The organism is Caulobacter sp. GW821-FHT10E02 (assembly GCF_059415225.1).
The window spans coordinates 824,658-842,663 of record NZ_JBWKMV010000002.1 but is presented as its reverse complement, the minus strand read 5'-3'; the positions used below and the strand labels follow the sequence as shown (position 1 = coordinate 842,663).

The window sequence follows — 18,006 nt, the reverse complement described above, 5'->3', positions numbered from 1 at the left end:
CGAAGTCCGGAAATGGTTCCGTCCTTGCGCTGAAGCTGGCGCGCGTTATGTCAGCTGCCAGTTCCGGGATCGCTGCGATCTAGAGGACGCCCGGCTTGCCCGCGCGTCCGCGTCGGGCCGTCGCCGTCTGGAGCCCCCGCATGAAATCGCTCGCCTTTGTCGCCCTGGCGCTCGCGGGGATCTGCTGGGGCCTGGGCTTTCCGACCGGCAAGCTGATCCTGACGCAGATGAGCTCGGCCCACATGGTGCTGCTGCGCTTCGCCGTCGCCGCCCTGGCCGCCGCGCCGTTCGCCCTGCGCGATCCGCAGGTGCGGGCGCTGTTCAAGTCGCCGGTCGTGCTGCTGGCGGGCGTGCTCTACGGCGTGGCCTTCATGGTCCAGTTCGAGGGCCTGGCGCACGTGTCGGTGACGGTCGCGGCCCTGCTGGTCGGGGCCATGCCGGCCCTGATCGCGGTCAGCGCCAAGCTGCTGGGCGAGAAGGTCTCGAGGATGTCGTGGGCCGGCGTGGCGGCGGCGACCCTGGGCGCGGCCCTGATCGCCGGCAAGCCGGACGGGGCCAGCTCGCCGCTGGGCGTGGCCCTGTCGCTGGGCGCGCTGCTGCTGTTCCTGGCCTGGCTGCTGACTCTGCGCCGCGCGCCGAAGGCCCCGAACGCCATGGCCATCCCGGCGGTGTCGATCATCATCGCGGCCGCGACCGTGCTGCCGATCGCCTTCGTCATGCACGGCGCGCCGAAGCTGGCCCTGAGCGCCCCGGTCTGGACCGCGATCGTCGCTCAGGGCGTGCTGGCGACCTTGCTGGCCACCGCCGCCTGGCAATATGGCGCCGCCCGGGTCGGAGCCGCCAGCGCTGGGGTGTTCATCAATATCGAGCCGCTGATCGGCGCCTGCTGCGGCGTGCTGCTGTTCGGCGACCACCTGACCGCGGCCCTGTTCGCCGGCGGCCTGCTGATCATCGGCGGTTCGCTGACCGTGGTGCTGGGCGAGAAGAAGGCCGCGCTGGGCGACGTCCAGGCGACGGTGGCGCCGACGGCCTAGTCGAGCGCGTTCCGGCAGGCCGCGCCCATGGCCAGCGGCGACAGGGCGATCGCCCCGACGCAATAGGCCAGCAGCAGGAACAGGCCGCCCGTCCACGGCAGGCCGGCCGAATAGGCGTCCAGCGCGCCGGCCCCGAAGATCACCGGCGGGGCGAACAGCGGTAGGACGATCACCGCCACCAGCAGACCGCCGCGCTTGCTGCCCAGGGCCAGCGCGGCGCCCAGCCCGCCCAGGAAGGCGAAAGCCAGGCCCCCGGCCAGGGCGCACAGCACCAGCAGCGGCATGACCTTGAGGTCCGCGCCCAGCATCAGCGCCGCGATCGGGGCGGCCAGGGCCAGGGGCGCGCCGGTGGCCAGCCATTGGGCCAGACACTTGGCGACGGCGACAGCCTCCAGTGGCGCGGGACCCAGGGCCAGCAGGTCCAGGGCGCCGTCCTCGTAGTCGCGCTCGAACAGGCGCTCCAGCGACAGCAAGGCCGCCAGGGCCAGTGCCAGCCAGGCGATGCCCGGGGCGATGGCGGCCAGGCGTTCGGGCGCGCGGCCCGAGGCCATCGGCAGCAGCACGACGACGCAGGCATAGAAGGTCAGGGCTAGCAGCGGCCCGCCGCCCCGGCCCCAGGCCAGGGCCAGCTCCCGCCGCAGGAGGACGCCGAACGCCTTCATGCGCCGATCTCCACCGAACGGGTCGGCACGGGCAGAGGGTCGTGCACCGAGGCCAGGATCATGCCGCCGGCGGCGAGATGCTCGGTCATCACCGTCCCGAACGCCGCGCGTTGTCCGGCGTCCAGCGGGGCCATCGGTTCGTCCAGCAGCCATAGCGACCGGGGGCTGGCGACCAGTCGCGCCAGGGCCAGGCGACGACGCTGGCCGGCCGACAGCCGGCGGACCTCCAGGTCCAGCAGGCGGTTGAGATCGAAGCGCTTGGCCGCCGCGCGGGCGCCGTCCTCGGTCCCGCCGGTCCAAAGGGTCTGGAAGCGCAGCTCCTCCCAGGCCGTGCGGCTGGATTTCAGTCCGTCCTGGTGGCCCAGCAGGTGCAGGTGTTCCGCCCGCGCCGTGTCGGCCTCGATCGGTCCGGTTTCACCCTCGAAAGCGACCGTCCCCTCGACCGGACGCAGCAGGCCGGCGACGGCGCGCAGCAGGCTGGTTTTCCCCGCCCCGTTGCGCCCGACCAGCGTCGCGGCCTGGCCGGCCTCAAGAGTCAGATCCAGCTGCGAAAACAGCCTTCGCTCGCCACGGGAAATCGCCAGATCCTTAATGAGAACAACTCTCAACATGCCAAGACCCCGCGCGCGACATGGACGTTGGACCGAGGTGACGCTAAGAAGCGCGCGGTCGTCCCCCTCCAGTCGTTTTGGGTGGTACGCGGCGCGGAGGCGGAACCTGTGTGTCCCTTCCGATCAGCGCGTGATCCCGGGAGCGGTTTTCGGGCGGCCGTGGACAGAGAAGGATCCTTGAGAATGGCGTCTGTTGACAGCCTGAAAGCCCGCCGCGAGCTTAAAGTCGGCAACAAGTCCTACGTCTATTACAGCCTTCGCGCCGCCGAGGAAGCCGGTCTGACCGGAACTTCGTCGCTGCCGGTCTCGATGAAGGTGCTGCTGGAGAACCTGCTCCGCAACGAAGACAGCGTCTCGGTGTCGGAAGACGACCTGAAGGCCGTCGCCGCCTGGCTGCAGAACAAGGGCTCGGTCGAGCACGAAATCAGCTTCCGCCCCGCGCGCGTGCTGATGCAGGACTTCACCGGCGTTCCCGCCGTCGTCGATCTGGCCGCCATGCGCGACGCCATGGTCGCCCTGGGCGCCAACCCGGCCAAGATCAACCCGCTGAACCCGGTCGACCTGGTCATCGACCACTCGGTCATGGTCGACAACTTCGGCAACCCGAAGGCTTACGACGACAACGTCAAGCGCGAGTACGAGCGCAACATCGAGCGCTACCGCTTCCTGCGTTGGGGTTCGTCGGCGTTCAACAACTTCCGCGTCGTCCCGCCCGGCACCGGCATCTGCCACCAGGTGAACCTGGAATACCTGGCCCAGACCGTCTGGACCAACGAAGTCGACGGCGCCGAAGTCGCCTATCCCGACACCGTCGTCGGCACCGACAGCCACACGACCATGGTCAACGGCCTGGCCGTCCTGGGCTGGGGCGTCGGCGGCATCGAGGCTGAAGCCGCGATGCTGGGCCAGCCGATCCCGATGCTGATCCCGGAAGTCATCGGCTTCAAGCTGAACGGCGCCATGCCGGAAGGCGCGACCGCGACCGATCTGGTGCTCACCGTCACCCAGATGCTGCGCAAGAAGGGCGTGGTCGGCAAGTTCGTCGAATTCTACGGCGAAGCCCTGGCCAACCTGACCCTGGAAGACCAGGCGACGATCGCCAACATGGCTCCGGAATACGGCGCCACCTGCGGCTTCTTCCCGATCTCGGCCTCGACCATCGCCTATCTGAAGGGCACCGGCCGCACCGCCGAACGCGTCGCCCTGGTCGAAGCCTACGCCAAGGAACAGGGTCTGTGGTGGGAGCCCGGCGTCGCCGAGCCGACCTTCACCGACACTCTGGAACTTGACCTGTCGACCGTCCAGCCGTCGCTGGCTGGTCCCAAGCGCCCGCAGGACCGCGTCCTGCTGGCCGACGCCTCGGTCAAGTTCGCCGAGTCGCTGGCCGGTGAGTTCGGCAAGGGCGACCAGCCCGACCTGCGCGCCCCGGTCGAGGGCGAGAACTTCGACGTCGGTCACGGCGACGTGGTCATCGCGGCCATCACCTCGTGCACCAACACGTCGAACCCGAGCGTCCTGATCGCCGCCGGCCTGCTGGCCAAGAACGCGGTGGCCAAGGGCCTGAAGGTCAAGCCGTGGGTGAAGACCTCGCTGGCCCCCGGCTCGCAAGTCGTCACCGACTACCTGGCCAAGGCCGGCCTGACCAAGCACCTGGACGCCCTGGGCTTCAACCTGGTCGGCTACGGTTGCACCACCTGCATCGGCAATTCGGGCCCGCTGCCGGAAGCCATCAGCAAGACGATCAACGACGCCGACCTGGTGGCGTGCTCGGTCCTGTCGGGCAACCGCAACTTCGAAGGCCGCGTGAACCCGGACGTCCGCGCCAACTACCTGGCCTCGCCGCCGCTGGTGGTGGCCTACGCCCTGGCCGGCTCGCTGAAGATCGACCTGGCCACCCAGCCGATCGGTCAGGACAAGAAGGGCAACGACGTCTTCCTGAAGGACATCTGGCCTTCGAACGAAGACATCGCGACCCTGCAGCGCAAGGCCATCAACGAGAAGATGTTCGCCACCCGTTACGGCGACGTCTTCAAGGGCGACAAGAACTGGCAGGGCATCAAGGTGACCGGCGGCCAGACCTACGCCTGGGAAGGTGACTCGACCTACGTCCAGAACCCGCCGTACTTCCCCAACATCTCGATGACCCCGACCCCGGTCACCGACATCGTGGAAGCCCGCGTCCTGGCCGTGTTCGGCGACTCGATCACCACCGACCACATCAGCCCGGCCGGTTCGATCAAGACCAGCAGCCCGGCCGGTCAGTACCTGATCGACCAAGGCGTGCAGCCGGTGGACTTCAACGGCTACGGCGCCCGCCGCGGCAACCACCAGGTGATGATGCGCGGCACGTTCGCCAACATCCGCATCCGCAACAAGATCACGCCGGACATCGAAGGCGGCGTGACCAAGCACTTCCCGACCGGCGAAGTGATGTCGATCTACGACGCGGCCATGAAGTACCAGGCCGAAGGCCGTCCGGCGGTCGTGTTCGGCGGCAAGGAATATGGCACCGGCTCGTCGCGTGACTGGGCCGCCAAGGGCACCAAGCTCCTGGGCGTCCGCGCGGTGATCTGCGAAAGCTTCGAGCGCATCCACCGCTCGAACCTGGTCGGCATGGGCGTGCTGCCGCTGCAGTTCGTGCAGGACGGCTGGCAGAAGCTGGAACTGACCGGCGAGGAGATCGTCTCGATCCGTGGTCTGACCGATCTGGCGCCGCGCAAGCAGCTGATCGTCGAGCTTTACCGCCCGACCGACGGCCGCATCGCCCGCTTCCCGGTCCGCTGCCGCATCGATACGCCGACCGAGCTCGAGTACTTCAAGAACGGCGGCGTCCTGAACTACGTGCTGCGCAACCTGGCCAAGTCGGCCAGCTAAGCGAAGCGCGTTCAGACGCACGGAAAAAGGCGGCCGGCTCCTTCGCGGGGCCGGCCGTTTTTCATTGGCGGAGCCCGTGACAACGATGTCTCCGCGTTTTCTCCCCATGGACCGGCGCTATTCACGGCCTCGTGAACGGCTATCCGGGGCGTTCTTGGCTTAAGTGACCCGCAATGCGTAAGGCCGCCCTCCCCCTGTTCGCCCTGGCCCTGTCCGGCGTCACTGCTTCCCTGTGCTGGGGGAGCGCCGCTTGGGCCGAGAAGGCTCCGGTGGTGGTCGAGCTGTTCACGGCCCAGGGCTGCTCGTCCTGCGGCAAGGCCAACCAGCTGGCGGCCGACCTGTCCAAGCAGGACGGGGTCCTGGCCCTGACCTATTCGGTCGACTACTGGGACTATCTCGGCTGGAAGGACACCTTCGCCAAGCCGACCTTCGCCGAGCGCCAGCGCGCCTACGCCAAGAAGTTCGCCCTGCGCGACGTGCCCACGCCCCAGATGGTGGTCGGCGGCAAGGTCCAGGCTTCGGGCACCAAGGCCGAGGCGGTCGAGGACCTGGTCAAGACCGCCAAGCGCACGCCGCTCAACGCCCCGGACATGCAGTTCGTCGGCAAGGTCCGCGTCGCGGTCGGTTCGGGCCCGGCGCCGCGCGGCGGGGCCGATGTCTGGCTGGTCCGCTATGATCCGCGCGAGCAAGACATCGCCGTCAAGCGCGGCGACAACAAGGGCCAGACCCTGGTCCATCGCAATGTGGTGCGCGAGCTGACCAAGCTGGGTCCCTGGGCGGGCCGGCCCAAGCTCTATCGCCTGCCGGTCACGGCCGACGACGGGCTGGAGAGCGTGATCCTGGTGCAGGGCGCCAAGGGCGGCCGCATCCTGGGCGTGCTGGAAACCACCACTCCCGAGCGCTAGGCGCTTCCTCAAATCCTTCAGGCAAAGAAAAACCCGCGTGACCGGAGGGGACGGGTCACGCGGGTTCCTTTTGCATGCCGACGAGAAGCGTCTCGTGACCGGGCGGGCTGAGGGGCTGGACAGGAACCCGGTCCGCTCTTCGTCGACACTGTCTTTATCGCCGCCCAAACAGGCGAGGGCTGGACCAAACAAAGGTCGTTTCAGGGCGGCGCATGTCAGGACTGAGACCTGAATCCACGCGCAAAAAGCCCGCGTGGTGGGGGAAGTCCACGCGGGCTCATTTGGGGGAGGGGATATAGAGTTTGTCGGCTGACCGGCCCGCGATCTGGGGGGCTGGGGGGGCTGTTCAGGATCCTGGACCACAGGGTGTCCGATCAGCCGACAATCACTTTATCGACCCGCAAACAGGCGGCCAAAGGTTCGAAATAAGGTCATATCGGGGCGCAGCATGGCCATGGCGTGTCTTTTCGCCCGGGCGTGACCATCACGACACGAAAGCGCTTTCGTGCGGCCAGCCTGTTCCAATCGTCCGATTTGGGATTAGATTCCAGCGATGGCCCTGGAATCCCACTCCGCGCCCGTCGGTGGCGTTGTCTTCTTCGAACGGCGCGAGCTGGACCAGTTGATGCGCCTCTACGGCCGCATGGTCGCTGCTGGCGAGTGGCGCGACTACGGCATCGCCGGTCTCTCCGACCACGCGGTGTTCTCGATCTTCCGCCACACGGCCGAGGCGCCGCTCTATCGCGTCGAGAAGCGCCCGGCCCTGGCCCGCAAGCAGGGCGCCTGGGCGGTGACCGGCCAAGGCGGCATGATCCTCAAGCGCGGCCATGAACTGGCCCAGGTGCTGAAGGTATTCGAGAAGGGCAAGTTCTCGGTCGTGGACTGAGGCTTAGAAAGAGAAGCCCAGCTTGGCGCCGACGAAGCGGCCGTCGTTGTCGTAGCCACGCGCCGTGCCGATGCCGCTGGTGTCGGCGCTGGGCTGGATACCGCACAGCACCCCGACTCCACCCGAAACGCCGCCTTCCTTGCGCTCGATCGCCGTCCGGGCGACGCCGCGCGGCAGCGGCGTGCGCGCATTGGCGTAGCGCAGTTCGACCGGGCCGATGGGCTTGAGGTTCAGCGGTGTGGAGAGGTTTGGACCCTTGGTGATCGGCGGATAGGCCGGGATCGCCGTCTCGGCGTGGACGCTCGTCGCCAGTAGCAGGCCGGCGGCCACTAGAGCGGTGGTGTGGACAATGGCTCGGATCATGCTCGTCTCCATCTCCGACAATGTGGGCGCGATGAGGTCAAAGAAAAAGCCCCGGCGGTTTCCCGCCGGGGCTTCGTCGTTTCGAACCGCTTCCTTGAAGACCCGGTCCGCCCTTCCGGTCGAACCGGCGGTCGTCTTAGCGACGGCTGCCCAGGATACTGAGCAGGAATTGGAAGAGGTTGATGAAGTTCAGATAGAGGTTCAGCGCGCCGTAGTTGGTGGCCACGGCCATCGACTGCTGCTCGCCGCCCAGCTGGTAGTAGGTCATCTTCAGGCGCTGGGTGTCGTAGGCGATCAGGCCCGCGAAGATCAGCACGCCCAGGACGCTGATGATGAAGCTCAGGCCCGGCAGGTGCAGGAACATCTGGACCAGCGAGGCGAGCACCAGACCGATCAGGCCCATGATCAGGAAGCTGCCCAGGCCCGTGAGGTCCTTCTTGGTCGTGTAACCGACCAGGCTCAGACCGCCGAAGGCGATGGCGGTGATCATGAAGGTCGAGGCGACCGAGGCGCCGGTGTAGGCCAGCAGCCACACGCCCGCGCCGGCGCCGATCGAGGCGACCAGTGCCCAGTACAGGATGCCCGACGAACGCGCCGTCGGGTTCTTCATGGCGAACATGGCCACCAGCATCATGGCCAGCGGGGCGAAGCGGACGATGGTGCCCAGCATGGTGAAGCCGGCCAGGCGGCCGTCCGGGGTCAGCACGTACAGCTGGCTGGCGACCGGCACATAGGCGCTGGTCAGGAAGGCCAGGCCGGCCGACAGCAGGAGACCCAGCGCCACCTTGTTGTAGACGCCGAGCATGAAAGTACGCAGGCCGGCGTCAACCGACATGTCGGCGCGATCCGCCGGGATCGAGCGCGCGTAGTCGCGGTTGAAGTCGTTCATCGAATTAAGCCCTTGAGCTAGAGCGTCCACGGTGGACGCCCGTTGAATATCGGGTGTCCCGGGCGAGCGCGCAATCCCCTCACGAAAGTGTTCATGGTATGCGTTCGTGAAAGCGGCTGAACGGCGCTCAGCCTTGCGGGACAACGGCAGACGCTCGTAGAAAGCTCCCCCGAGAAGGCAAAACAGGGGCGCGTCGCCGATGGAATACGTCAAGCTGGGCCGCACGGACGTGTCCGTCTCGCGCTGCTGCCTGGGCACCATGACCTGGGGCTCGCAGAATTCGGAAGCCGAGGCCCACGAGCAGATGGACTACGCGCTGGGTCGCGGGGTCAATTTCTGGGACACGGCCGAGATGTACGCCAGCCCGCCGAACCCGGAGACGCAGGGGCGCACCGAGCAATATATCGGCACGTGGCTGGAGAAGACCGGCAAGCGCCACGAGATCGTACTGGCCTCCAAGGTCGCCGGCCAGGGCGCGGCCTTCGGCGGCCTGCCGTGGATGCGCAAGGACGGCGCGACCACCCGCCAGACCAAGGCCCAGATCGACGAGGCCGTCGAGGGCTCGCTGCGCCGCCTGAAGACCGACTATCTCGACCTCTACCAGCTGCACTGGCCCGATCGCCCGGTGCGGGTGTTCGGCGGCCAGGGCTACAAGGACTACGCCCAGGACTATGAGAGCTTCGGCGACATCCTCGAGGCGCTGGACGCCCACGTGAAGAAGGGCTCGATCCGCCATGTCGGCGTCTCGAACGAGTTCCCCTGGGGCGTGATGAAGTTCCTGAGCGAGAGCGACGGCAAGGGCCTGCCCCGCATCGCCTCGATCCAGAACGCCTATCACCTAGCCAACCGCACCTTCGAGATGGGCCTAGCCGAGATCGCCATGCGCGAGCAGGTCGGCCTCCTTGCCTATTCGCCCCTGGCCCAGGGCCAGCTGACCGGCAAGTACCTGGACGGCGGCCTTCCCGAGGGTTCGCGCAAGGCGCTCTACAACCGCATGCAACGCTATGAGGGTCCCGGCGCGGTCGAGGCGTTCCGCGCCTATGTCGAACTGGCCAAGGCCAACGGCCTGGACCCGGCCCAGCTGGCCCTGAAGTTCTGCGACACGCGGGCCTTCGTCACCGCCACGATCATCGGCGCCACCTCGATGGCTCAGCTGAAGACCGACATCGACGCCTTCGATCTCTCCTGGACCGACGACCTGGAAAAGGCCGTCAACGACATCCACGCCCGCCAGCCGAACCCCTGCCCGTAAGCATGATCCGCCTGTTCACCGCCATCGCTATCCCGCCGGAGATCGGCCAGGGCCTGCTTTCCCGCCAGCACGGGATCGAGGGCGCGCGATGGCGGCCGCTGGAGGCGTTCCACATCACACTGCGCTTCATCGGCGACGTGCAGGAGCCGGTGGCTGCCGAGCTGGACGAGGCGCTGGAGCAGATCGACGCCCCGGCCTTCGACCTGGAACTGACCCGCGCCGGCCACTTCGGCGAGGGCGCCGACATCCACGCTGTCTGGGCCGGGGTCGAGGACAGCGCGCCGCTGCGCCGGCTGCAGAAGGCCAATGAGAGCGCCGCGCGGTCGGTGGAGCTCAAGCCCGAAAGCCGGCTCTACACGCCGCATGTCACCCTGGCCTATCTGAAGCGCGCCTCGGTGCAGGAGGTCGGGGCCTGGATCCAGACCCACAACCTGCTGCATTCCCCGGCCTTCCACGTCGACCGCTTCGGGCTCTATTCCAGCTGGCAGACCAGCGAGGGCTCGGCCTACCGGCTGGAACGGGAATATCCGCTAGCGCCCGTTGGCTAGCGCATTGGCCGTCTGGGCCAGCAGCATGTAGCCGGCCGCGACGTTCACGACGTACTCGTTCTCGCCCCACAGGAAGGGCCAGTCCTCCTTGTTCTCGGGGAGGTCGGGCTTGATGATCAGCACGCCGGGCACGACGCCGCCGGCGATGAAGCTGAAGTCGGCGCGGTTGTTGCCATAGGCGACTTCCTTGGACTGGGTCCCGACGCCGGAGACCAGCGACAGGTTCGAGCCCGGATGGGTCCCGTAGAGATAGTCGAGGGCGCGATAGACGCCATCGGCCGGGACGATGTCGGGGAAGGCCTTGCGCAGGGCCGCGTGGGTCAGGCCCGCCTCGACCACCCCGCCGCTGCCGGCCCAGCCGCCCGTGCCGATGAAGACGCCGAACGGATTGTCCTTGGCGTGTTGGGCGTCCGCCGCCAGCCAGGCGCGGACGGCCGGTTCCATACGGGCCTTGTAGGCGGCCGGCATGAACGGGATCGCCAGGGCGGCGGTGCGGGCGTTGGCGGCGAAGCGCTTCTCGACCTCGGGCCACATCGCGTCGATGCGGGCGGCGTATTCCGGGTCCTTGGTGGTGACCAGCAGCTCGACGGTGGCGTCGAACTCCTCGTCGGTCAGATTGCCGCCGGTGGTGTTGCCGTGCCGATAGGTGTCGGGCGGATGGCTGTGCTCCTCGTCCCAGACGCGCTTGGCGATGGTCAGGCTCTCGTCAGCCAGGGCGTCGTCGGCCCCGCGCAATGCGCGGCTGGCGGCGGCCAGGGCGGCGGCCGAGCCGTAGTTGAGGGCCGAACTCTTGCTGGTGAAGGCCCAGCGGTCGTCCTTGGTGCCGGGGACGCCGTCGGTCTTGGTCACCGCGTCGCCCAGGTGGGTGTACTGGTCGAGGTCGGGCTCGACGATGCCGTGTATGGCGTGGCCGACCGCGCGGTGCTGGGCGACCAGTTGCAGGGTCCCGTGGCGGATCTGCTGGACCAGGTCGGGCTTGCCGTCCGGAACGTGGATCTCGACCCGGCGCGTGGCGTCATCGACGCTGGTCTGGTCGCGGGTCGGGCGGAACTGCTCCCAGGTCTGCACCATGTCGCGGACGACCGCGTATTGGGTCTGGGTGCGGATGTCGAAGTCGCCGGCGTCGAACCAGCCGCCGATATTGAGGCCGGGAATATGCTCGCCCGGCTTGAACGGCGTGTCGGTGGTCGGACCCTGGGCGTAGAGGTCGAGGTGTTCGTGGTTCACGGGCGCCTGCAAGGCGTCGTCCTTGTGGGCCTCGCCGTGCCAGACGCGATAGGCCTCGTTGACGAACATGTGGTCCATGGCGACCGGGAAATAGACGTCCAGGGTCGGATGCCAGGCGTCGGCGAAGACGTCCGGCCCGATGCGGAACGGGGCGCTGCGGGTCTTGCCGTACTCGATGACATAGGCGCCGGGCTGCTTGACGCTGCTGAAGTCGAACCGGCCATAGGCGTAGCGCAGGTAGCGGCCCCACGGCTTGACCGGACCCTCCAGGGCGGTGGTGAAGGCGCCGGTGTCGGAGATCCGCAGCAGTCGGGCGGTGGCCGCCGGCTTGTCGGCCGCGTCCAGCTCGATCACCGCCGTCTTGGCTTGGCCGGGCGCGTAGCCGACCTGGGAGTGGGCGATCATCGGCGGGCGGACCCAGGCGGCGTCGGCCTGGGGCGACAGGGTCCATTCCAGCACCTTGCCGGTCTTGCCCGAGGGCAGCAGGCCGCGCGCCACGAACCAGCCGTTCTGGGCCTGGTTGCGGCCGTCATAGAGGGCGATGGGCGCGGACGAGGTCAGGGTTACGCGATGGGTCGCGTCCTCGGGCGCCAGCACGAAGCGCTTGCCCTGGGCCAGCGGCAGGGGCTCGGGCCGACCGTCCACGGGGGCCATGTCGCTGGCCGGGTAGAGCGGGAAGGCGCCCGCCTTGCCGTCGGCCATGAAGGTCTTGCGGAAATAGGCGGACGGCAGGAATTCCAGGTTGAAGCCGGCCTTGCCCTCCAGCGCCTTGGGCAGGGGCTTCTCCAGCACGATGCTGACCACGACATCGCCGCCGCGTGGCTCGGAGCGGATCACGTATCGGAAGCCATGCTCGGCATATTCAAGCGTGGCCTCGACCACGCCGGTCTTCGGGTCGGCCTTGCGGTCGACCAGCTTGCCGATCGGGTCCCACTGGCCCGGTGTCGGCGAGAGGCGGACATCGCCATTGGTCGCCGTGCGCACGCCGCGCTGGATCAGCTCGACGCCGCTGATCTTGGCGTCGCTGAACAGGCTGTCGTACCAGTTGCTGAACACCAGCACTTCGGCCCCCGGCGCGGCGTAGTAGCCGGCGTCGTTCAGCTTCATCTGCGGGACTTGGGCATAGGCAGTGGTCGCCAACAGGCTGGCGAGCGAAAGGGCGAGCGAAGCGCGGCGCATCTCTTGGGGTTTCCTCCTGGCCCGTCGAACGCGGGTCTTGCCATCGAGGGTTGCGGGCGGAAGACAACGCCGTCAATCGAAATCTGTTACCGGTCACATTTCTGTCTATTGGCCCTTCTGCGCGCTGTCGCTTGACGCCCTTTCGGCGGCGGCACACAAGCCGTTGGTGACCGACGCCGTTCCCCCCGCCTCCGCCGATACGCCGCCCGCTCCCAAGAAGGGCGGCCTGCTCAAGTCGTCGATGATCTATTCTGGCCTGACCCTGGTCAGCCGGTTCATGGGTTTCGCGCGCGATCTCGCTGTTTCGTACCGGATGGGGGCCAGCGCCACCCCGGCCGCCGACGCCTACAACGCGGCCCTGGCGTTCCCGAACCTGTTCCGTCGGTTCTTCGCCGAGGGCGCCTTCGCGGCGGCCTTCGTACCGGCCTACGCCAAGTCGCTGCAGCGCGACGGCGAGGAGAAGGCCGACATCCTGGCCGCTGACGCCATGGCTACCCTGGCGGCCTCGACCATCATCATCACCGTCATCTGCCAGCTGGCCATGCCGTGGCTGATGATGCTGATCAGCCCGGGTTTCGGCTGGGGCACCGAGAAGTACAAGCTGGCGGTGCTGCTGACCCAGATCACCATGCCGTACCTGCCGTGCATGGCCATCGTCGCGCACCTGTCGGGCGTGCTGAACGCCCGCGACCGCTTCATCCTGTCGGCCGGCGCGCCGATCCTGCTGAACATCTGCACCCTGGCCTTCATCCTGCCCCAGACCACGGCGGTCGGGGCGGCGCAGTGGGGCTCGATCGGCGTCATCGTCGCCGGCGTGGCGCAAGCCTCGCTGCTGACCTGGGGCGTCAACAAGTCCGGCGCCCAGGTCCACTGGCGGATGCCGCGCCTGACGCCGGAAGTGCGCGAGCTGATCGGCAAGGCCATCCCGGGGGCTCTCGCGGCCAGCGCCACCCAGGTCAACATCTTCATCTCCGGAAACCTCGCCAGCCACGTGCCCGGTGGGCGGACCTGGCTGGCCACGGCCGATCGCCTCTACCAGCTGCCGCTGGGCCTGGTGGGCGTGGCCATCGGCGTCGCCCTGCTGCCGCGCCTGTCGCGCGCCGTCCACTCGGGCGATCGCGAGGACGCCCAGAGCGCCATGGACCAAGGGATCACCCTGGCCATGGCCCTGACCCTGCCGGCCGCCGCGGCTCTGATCGCCATGCCGGGCTTCCTGTCGGACGGTCTCTATACGCGCGGCGAGTTCACCGCCTTCGACGCCAGCCAGACGGCGGCGGCCTTGTTCTTCTACGGCCTGGGCACCCCGGCCTTCGTGTTGCAGCAGCTCTATTCGCGGGCCTTCTTCGCGCGCGGCGACACCAAGAGCCCGATGCGCTACGCCCTGATCTCGGTGGCCGTGAACATCGCCTTCGGCGTGGTGCTGTTCCAGCTGGTCGGCGTGCGCGGCATCGCCGCGGCGACCGCCATCGCCTCGTGGATCAATGTCGGCCAGATGGCCTGGGGCCTGTCGGCCAAGAAGGAATACGGCCCGAGCTTGCAGACCTGGTCGCGCTTGGCCCGCATCCTGGTCGCCAGCCTGGGCATGGGCCTGCTGCTGGCCGCCGCCTCGCACTATCGCGATATGATCGAGGCGCCGCTGCGCGCGATCGGCCTGCATGGCCACGCGCTCGGGGCCAAGGAGTTCGCCCTGGCCCTGACCTGCCTGGCCGGCGTGGCGGTCTATCCGCCGCTGCTGTTCCTGTTTGGCGGCGTCAAGCCGGCCGAGCTGAAGGCGGCCCTGCGTCGGGGCAAGGCTTGATCCATGCCCGCGAGGAGGCTAACCAGCGGAGCATGGCTCCGATCGGTCACTTCTCGCCGCGATGGCGCGGCTCCAACTGACTTTGATCTCCGCGTTTCGACGCGGACCGCGCCTTTGCGCGACTTCGCCATTCCTAGATTTCGACAGCCAAGGCTGAAGCCATGACCGACCAAGCTCCCGTCACCTATACGGGTCCGTCCCGCGTGCTCTCGGGCGTCCAGCCCTCGGGCGCCCTGCACCTGGGCAACTATCTCGGCGCGCTGGTGAAGTTCTCCCGCCTGCAGCACGAGATCGACACCTTCATCTTCGTGGCCGACCTGCACGCCATCACCGTCTGGCAGGACCCGGCGCTGCTGGCCCAGCAGACCCGCGAGATCGCCGCCGCCTACATCGCCTCGGGCCTGGACCCGGACAAGGCGACGATCTTCCCGCAATCGGCGGTGCGCGAGCACGCCGAGCTGGCCTGGATCTTCCAGTGCGTCGCCCGCCTCGGCTGGCTGGACCGCATGACCCAGTTCAAGGAGAAGAGCGGCAAGCACAAGGAGCGCAGCTCGGTGGGCCTCTACACCTACCCGGTGCTGCAGGCGGCCGACATCCTGGTCTACAAGGCCACCCACGTGCCGGTCGGCGAGGACCAGAAGCAGCACCTGGAGCTGACCCGCGACATCGCCCAGAAGTTCAACCACGACTTCGGCGCCCAGGGCTTCTTCCCGCAGCCCGAGCCGCTGATCCAGGGTCCTGGCGCCCGGGTCATGAGCCTGCGCGACGGTTCGGCCAAGATGAGCAAGTCCGATCCGTCGGACAATTCGCGCATCAACCTGACCGACGACGCCGACACCATCGCCGCCAAGATCAAGAAGGCCCGCACCGATCCGGAACCGCTGCCCGAGACCCTGGAAGAGCTGACCGCCCGCGCCGAGGCCGACAACCTGGTCGGCATCTTCGCGGCGCTGTCCGGCCGGACCAAGGCCGAGGTGCTGGCTGACTACGCCGGCAAGGGCTTCGGCGCCTTCAAGCCGGACCTGGCGGACCTGGCGGTCGAGAAGCTGGCCCCAGTCGGCGACAAGATGCGCGGCCTGCTGGGCGACCCGGCCGTGCTGGACGCCATCCTGGCCAAGGGCGCGGCCAAGGCCTCCGAGGCCGCCGCCCCGACCCTGGCCGAGGTCAAGAAGCTGGTCGGCTTCTGGGGGGCTTGAGCCTTGGCTTAAAGCGGCGTCTTGTCCGCCCATGACAGACGCCGCGCCCCCTAGCCGCCGCAAGTTCCTCGTCGTCGCCGACGACAGCCCGGAGTTCGCGGCGGCGCTGAAATACGCCTGCCGCCGCGCCCGCTCGACCAACGGTCACGTGGCGCTGCTTAAGGTGATCTCGCCCGCCGAGTTCGAGCACTGGAGCGGCGTGCGCGAGGAGATCGAACGCCAGGAGCGCGAGGAAGCCGAGGCCCTGCTCCAGAGCCTCGCCGCCCAGGTCGTGGCCGCCACCGGCCTGCCGCCCGAGTTCATCATCAAGCACGCCGACAGCGTCCGCACGGCGCTGAAGCAGGTCATCGCCGCCGACCCGGCCATCAAGATTCTGATCCTGGCCACCTCCACGGCGGGACGAGGGCCAGGGCCGCTGATCTCGGCCATCGCCAAGGATGGCGTCGGCTTCGCCGGCCGCAAGCTGCCCGTCACCGTGGTGCCGGGCGACCTGACGGACGCGGAGATCGAAGAGCTGGCGTGAGTAATAGGCCCCAAGATTTCTCTTGGGGCCCTGTCTCTAGAGCTGGGCGATGATGCCCCGAGCCATTGCTCGGTCACCCCGTTTGTACTCAGGCCTCGGACCACCAAACAGCGAGCCGTTGAAATCCACGGAGAGCAGCCGGTCCAACCGGAGTAGTTTCCAGGAATGGTGTTCGCCTGAATCGCTCACCCCGGAAGTTTGGAAAGCTCTAATCAGGATGTGCCCTGCCGAACTCCAGCCGATGGCATGCGGTTCAATGGTACGCATACCGGGGGGATAGCCGATGGCGAGTACAAGGCGCTCGCTAATCGCACGCACTATGAGATCCCTCACGGGGTATCTCCTCTTGCAACGCGAGAGTGGGCCTTGACCTCGCATTTCTGCGGACTCAAAGTCCGCAGTGCAGACAGCGTCCCGCGCCCAACTCTCAGTTGGCGGGCTCTGACTTCGATGGGGCCGTCGCGTCTGATCCACGCGGCGGTCTTTCGAATCCAGGGGTCTAGTGAGGGAATTCAGCCGCTCTCCGGTCGTCCGGTCAAGCACGCAAATTCAATGGCTTGGGATCAAGCCCGCCGCTGACTACAAGATGTAGTGTCGGCCTGTGGATAACTTCTCGCTCCAAGTCCTTGGGGAACGAGGATTTTCCAGTGCGCCCCTGATTTGCTTGTAGGCGCAATCGGATCAAAAGTTATCCACAGGATTCTTCGCGAAAATCCATTAGTTGAGATCAGGTCCGCTCCGGAATCCGCACCATCATCCGCTCGTAGCCCTTCACGAAGGTCGAGTGGACGCGCTTGGGTTCTTCCAGGACCTCGATGCGGGGGAAGCGCTTGAGCACTTCTTCCCAGACGATCTTCAGCTGCATCTCGGCCAGGCGGTTGCCCACGCAGCGGTGGATGCCGAAGCCGAACGACAGGTGGCGGCGGGCCTGGGGCCGGTCGATGATGAAGGCGTCGGCGTTCTCGATCACCGTGTCGTCGCGGTTGCCCGAGACGTACCACATCACGACCTTGTCGCCCTTCTTGATGGTCTTGCCGCCCAGCTCGTAGTCCTCCAGCGCCGTGCGGCGCATGTGGGCCAGCGGGGTCTGCCAGCGGATGATCTCCGAGACCATGTTCGGGATCAGGCTGGGATCGGCGCGCAGCTTGGCTTCTTCCTGCGGGTTCTTGCTCAGGGCGTAGAGGCCGCCGGTCAGCGAGTTGCGGGTGGTGTCGTTGCCGCCGACGATCAGCAGGATGACATTGCCCAGATATTCGAAGGGCGGCATGTCGCGGGTGGCCTCGCCATGGGCCAGCATTGAGATCAGGTCGCTACCCGGCTCGGTCTGGTTGACCCGCTCGTTCCACAGGTTGGTGAAGTAGGCCAGGCACTCCAGCAGCTCGGCGCGGCGCTGGTCCTCGCTCTCGACGATGCCGCTCTCGGGCGAGGCGGTGGCGACGTCCGACCAGCGGGTCAGCTTGCGGCGCTCCTCCCAGGGGAAGTCGAACAGCGTGGCCAGCATCTGGGTGGTCAGCTCGATCGAGACGCGGTCGACCCAGTCGAACGGCTCGTCGATCGGCAGCGTGTTCAGGATCTGGCAGACCCGCTCGCGGATGATGCCCTCGAGACGGCCCAGGTTCTGCGGCGAGACGATCGGGCTGACCGTCTTGCGCTGGATGTCGTGCTTGGGCTGGTCCATGGCGATGAACATCGGCAGGACGAAGTCCTCGTCGAAGTCCCGGATGGTGATGCCGCCCAGGTGGGCGTCCGACGAGAAGACCTGGTGGGTCGTGTCGACGGTCATGATGTCGTTGTAGCGGGTGATCGACCAGTAGGGCCCGATCTCCTCGTTGCCCTTCGACCAGTGGACGGGGTCCTCTTTCCGCAGGCGTTCGAAGTAGGGCCACATGGCGTCGGCCTGGAACAGGTCCGGATCGGCCACGTGATAGTCCTCGAGAGGAATGGAATAGGCTCGCGCGCGCGCGGCCTCTTTGAGGTCCACCGAACCGTCACTCATCTGGAGATCCTCCCAAGGATCGTTGTTCTGCGGGCATCACGCCAGAAAATGACGCCGGTGTCA

General features: G+C 67.5%; 15 protein-coding genes. 9 read left to right on the top strand and 6 right to left on the bottom strand.

The genetic code is table 11. The annotated features are described in order from the left end of the window. Window positions 1-140 precede the first annotated feature (140 nt). A complete protein-coding gene (locus AC07NI_RS13765; RefSeq protein WP_494619907.1) occupies window positions 141-1,034 on the top strand; it encodes a DMT family transporter in 894 nt (297 codons plus the stop codon). Here the strand turns inward: AC07NI_RS13765 and ccmB are convergent. Continuing rightward, entirely contained in the window at window positions 1,031-1,696 is a 666-nt protein-coding gene (ccmB, locus tag AC07NI_RS13760; RefSeq protein ID WP_494619905.1) for a heme exporter protein CcmB, read from the bottom strand. The two genes, AC07NI_RS13765 and ccmB, sit on opposite strands and share 4 nt — an antisense overlap. Next, window positions 1,693-2,307 carry a heme ABC exporter ATP-binding protein CcmA gene (gene ccmA / locus AC07NI_RS13755; RefSeq protein ID WP_494619903.1) on the bottom strand — a complete coding sequence of 205 codons (615 nt, stop codon included), beginning with the start codon at window positions 2,305-2,307 and terminating at the stop codon, window positions 1,693-1,695. Before ccmA ends, ccmB begins: the two co-directional genes overlap by 4 nt. A 183-nt stretch (window positions 2,308-2,490) precedes the next feature. On the opposite strand from ccmA, the gene acnA reads away from it, so the two are divergent. The 3 genes from acnA (at window position 2,491) to AC07NI_RS13740 (ending at window position 6,972) form a co-directional block, all read left to right on the top strand. After that, the gene (gene acnA / locus AC07NI_RS13750) at window positions 2,491-5,181 is read left to right on the top strand and encodes an aconitate hydratase AcnA (protein WP_494619901.1); all 2,691 of its coding nucleotides are present in this window, start codon (window positions 2,491-2,493) and stop codon (window positions 5,179-5,181) included. 173 nt (window positions 5,182-5,354) lie between these two features. Further along, complete coding sequence (locus tag AC07NI_RS13745; protein WP_494619899.1) at window positions 5,355-6,086, top strand: DUF1223 domain-containing protein; 732 nt, start codon at window positions 5,355-5,357, stop codon at window positions 6,084-6,086. 553 nt (window positions 6,087-6,639) lie between these two features. Next, the gene (locus tag AC07NI_RS13740) at window positions 6,640-6,972 is read left to right on the top strand and encodes a DUF2794 domain-containing protein (protein ID WP_494619897.1); all 333 of its coding nucleotides are present in this window, start codon (window positions 6,640-6,642) and stop codon (window positions 6,970-6,972) included. Between the two features lie 3 nt (window positions 6,973-6,975). Here the strand turns inward: AC07NI_RS13740 and AC07NI_RS13735 are convergent, their stop codons facing one another. Together AC07NI_RS13735 and AC07NI_RS13730 are read right to left on the bottom strand one after the other, a co-directional pair. Further along, on the bottom strand, window positions 6,976-7,335 hold the full coding sequence (locus tag AC07NI_RS13735; RefSeq protein WP_494619895.1) for a hypothetical protein: 360 nt from the start codon (window positions 7,333-7,335) through the stop codon (window positions 6,976-6,978). A 136-nt stretch (window positions 7,336-7,471) separates the two neighbouring features. Further along, window positions 7,472-8,224 carry a Bax inhibitor-1/YccA family protein gene (locus AC07NI_RS13730; RefSeq protein WP_494619893.1) on the bottom strand — a complete coding sequence of 251 codons (753 nt, stop codon included), beginning with the start codon at window positions 8,222-8,224 and terminating at the stop codon, window positions 7,472-7,474. Window positions 8,225-8,423: 199 nt separating this feature from the next. On the opposite strand from AC07NI_RS13730, the gene AC07NI_RS13725 reads away from it, so the two are divergent. Then, window positions 8,424-9,476: an aldo/keto reductase gene (locus AC07NI_RS13725; RefSeq protein WP_494619891.1), complete on the top strand. Its 1,053-nt coding sequence runs from the start codon at window positions 8,424-8,426 to the stop codon at window positions 9,474-9,476. Between the two features lie 2 nt (window positions 9,477-9,478). Next, complete coding sequence (gene thpR / locus AC07NI_RS13720) at window positions 9,479-10,024, top strand: RNA 2',3'-cyclic phosphodiesterase (RefSeq protein WP_494619889.1); 546 nt, start codon at window positions 9,479-9,481, stop codon at window positions 10,022-10,024. Here the strand turns inward: thpR and AC07NI_RS13715 are convergent. Beyond that, on the bottom strand, window positions 10,007-12,430 hold the full coding sequence (locus AC07NI_RS13715; RefSeq protein ID WP_494619887.1) for a glycoside hydrolase family 9 protein: 2,424 nt from the start codon (window positions 12,428-12,430) through the stop codon (window positions 10,007-10,009). The two genes, thpR and AC07NI_RS13715, sit on opposite strands and share 18 nt — an antisense overlap. 166 nt (window positions 12,431-12,596) lie before the next feature. On the opposite strand from AC07NI_RS13715, the gene murJ reads away from it, so the two are divergent. From murJ to AC07NI_RS13700, 3 genes are all read left to right on the top strand, one after another. After that, window positions 12,597-14,228 (top strand): murein biosynthesis integral membrane protein MurJ, encoded by a 1,632-nt coding sequence (murJ, locus tag AC07NI_RS13710; protein WP_494619885.1) that lies wholly within the window; start codon window positions 12,597-12,599, stop codon window positions 14,226-14,228. 161 nt (window positions 14,229-14,389) lie between these two features. Then, entirely contained in the window at window positions 14,390-15,424 is a 1,035-nt protein-coding gene (gene trpS, locus AC07NI_RS13705; protein ID WP_494619883.1) for a tryptophan--tRNA ligase, read from the top strand. 31 nt (window positions 15,425-15,455) lie between these two features. Beyond that, window positions 15,456-15,947 carry a universal stress protein gene (locus tag AC07NI_RS13700; protein ID WP_494619881.1) on the top strand — a complete coding sequence of 164 codons (492 nt, stop codon included), beginning with the start codon at window positions 15,456-15,458 and terminating at the stop codon, window positions 15,945-15,947. A gap of 727 nt (window positions 15,948-16,674) precedes the next feature. Here AC07NI_RS13700 and AC07NI_RS13695 read toward each other — a convergent pair. Further along, window positions 16,675-17,943, bottom strand: coding sequence for a cytochrome P450 (locus tag AC07NI_RS13695; protein WP_494619879.1), 1,269 nt, complete (start codon window positions 17,941-17,943; stop codon window positions 16,675-16,677). Window positions 17,944-18,006: the final 63 nt, after the last annotated feature.

Bases quoted from the DNA above. Each gene is read 5' to 3' on its own strand.
- AC07NI_RS13765 (WP_494619907.1), top strand. From the start codon at position 141: ATGAAATCGCTCGCCTTTGTCGCCCTGGCGCTCGCGGGGATCTGCTGG.
- ccmB (WP_494619905.1), bottom strand. From the start codon at position 1,696: ATGAAGGCGTTCGGCGTCCTCCTGCGGCGGGAGCTGGCCCTGGCCTGG.
- ccmA (WP_494619903.1), bottom strand. From the start codon at position 2,307: ATGTTGAGAGTTGTTCTCATTAAGGATCTGGCGATTTCCCGTGGCGAG.
- acnA (WP_494619901.1), top strand. From the start codon at position 2,491: ATGGCGTCTGTTGACAGCCTGAAAGCCCGCCGCGAGCTTAAAGTCGGC.
- AC07NI_RS13745 (WP_494619899.1), top strand. From the start codon at position 5,355: ATGCGTAAGGCCGCCCTCCCCCTGTTCGCCCTGGCCCTGTCCGGCGTC.
- AC07NI_RS13740 (WP_494619897.1), top strand. From the start codon at position 6,640: ATGGCCCTGGAATCCCACTCCGCGCCCGTCGGTGGCGTTGTCTTCTTC.
- AC07NI_RS13735 (WP_494619895.1), bottom strand. From the start codon at position 7,335: ATGATCCGAGCCATTGTCCACACCACCGCTCTAGTGGCCGCCGGCCTG.
- AC07NI_RS13730 (WP_494619893.1), bottom strand. From the start codon at position 8,224: ATGAACGACTTCAACCGCGACTACGCGCGCTCGATCCCGGCGGATCGC.
- AC07NI_RS13725 (WP_494619891.1), top strand. From the start codon at position 8,424: ATGGAATACGTCAAGCTGGGCCGCACGGACGTGTCCGTCTCGCGCTGC.
- thpR (WP_494619889.1), top strand. From the start codon at position 9,479: ATGATCCGCCTGTTCACCGCCATCGCTATCCCGCCGGAGATCGGCCAG.
- AC07NI_RS13715 (WP_494619887.1), bottom strand. From the start codon at position 12,430: ATGCGCCGCGCTTCGCTCGCCCTTTCGCTCGCCAGCCTGTTGGCGACC.
- trpS (WP_494619883.1), top strand. From the start codon at position 14,390: ATGACCGACCAAGCTCCCGTCACCTATACGGGTCCGTCCCGCGTGCTC.
- AC07NI_RS13700 (WP_494619881.1), top strand. From the start codon at position 15,456: ATGACAGACGCCGCGCCCCCTAGCCGCCGCAAGTTCCTCGTCGTCGCC.
- AC07NI_RS13695 (WP_494619879.1), bottom strand. From the start codon at position 17,943: ATGAGTGACGGTTCGGTGGACCTCAAAGAGGCCGCGCGCGCGCGAGCC.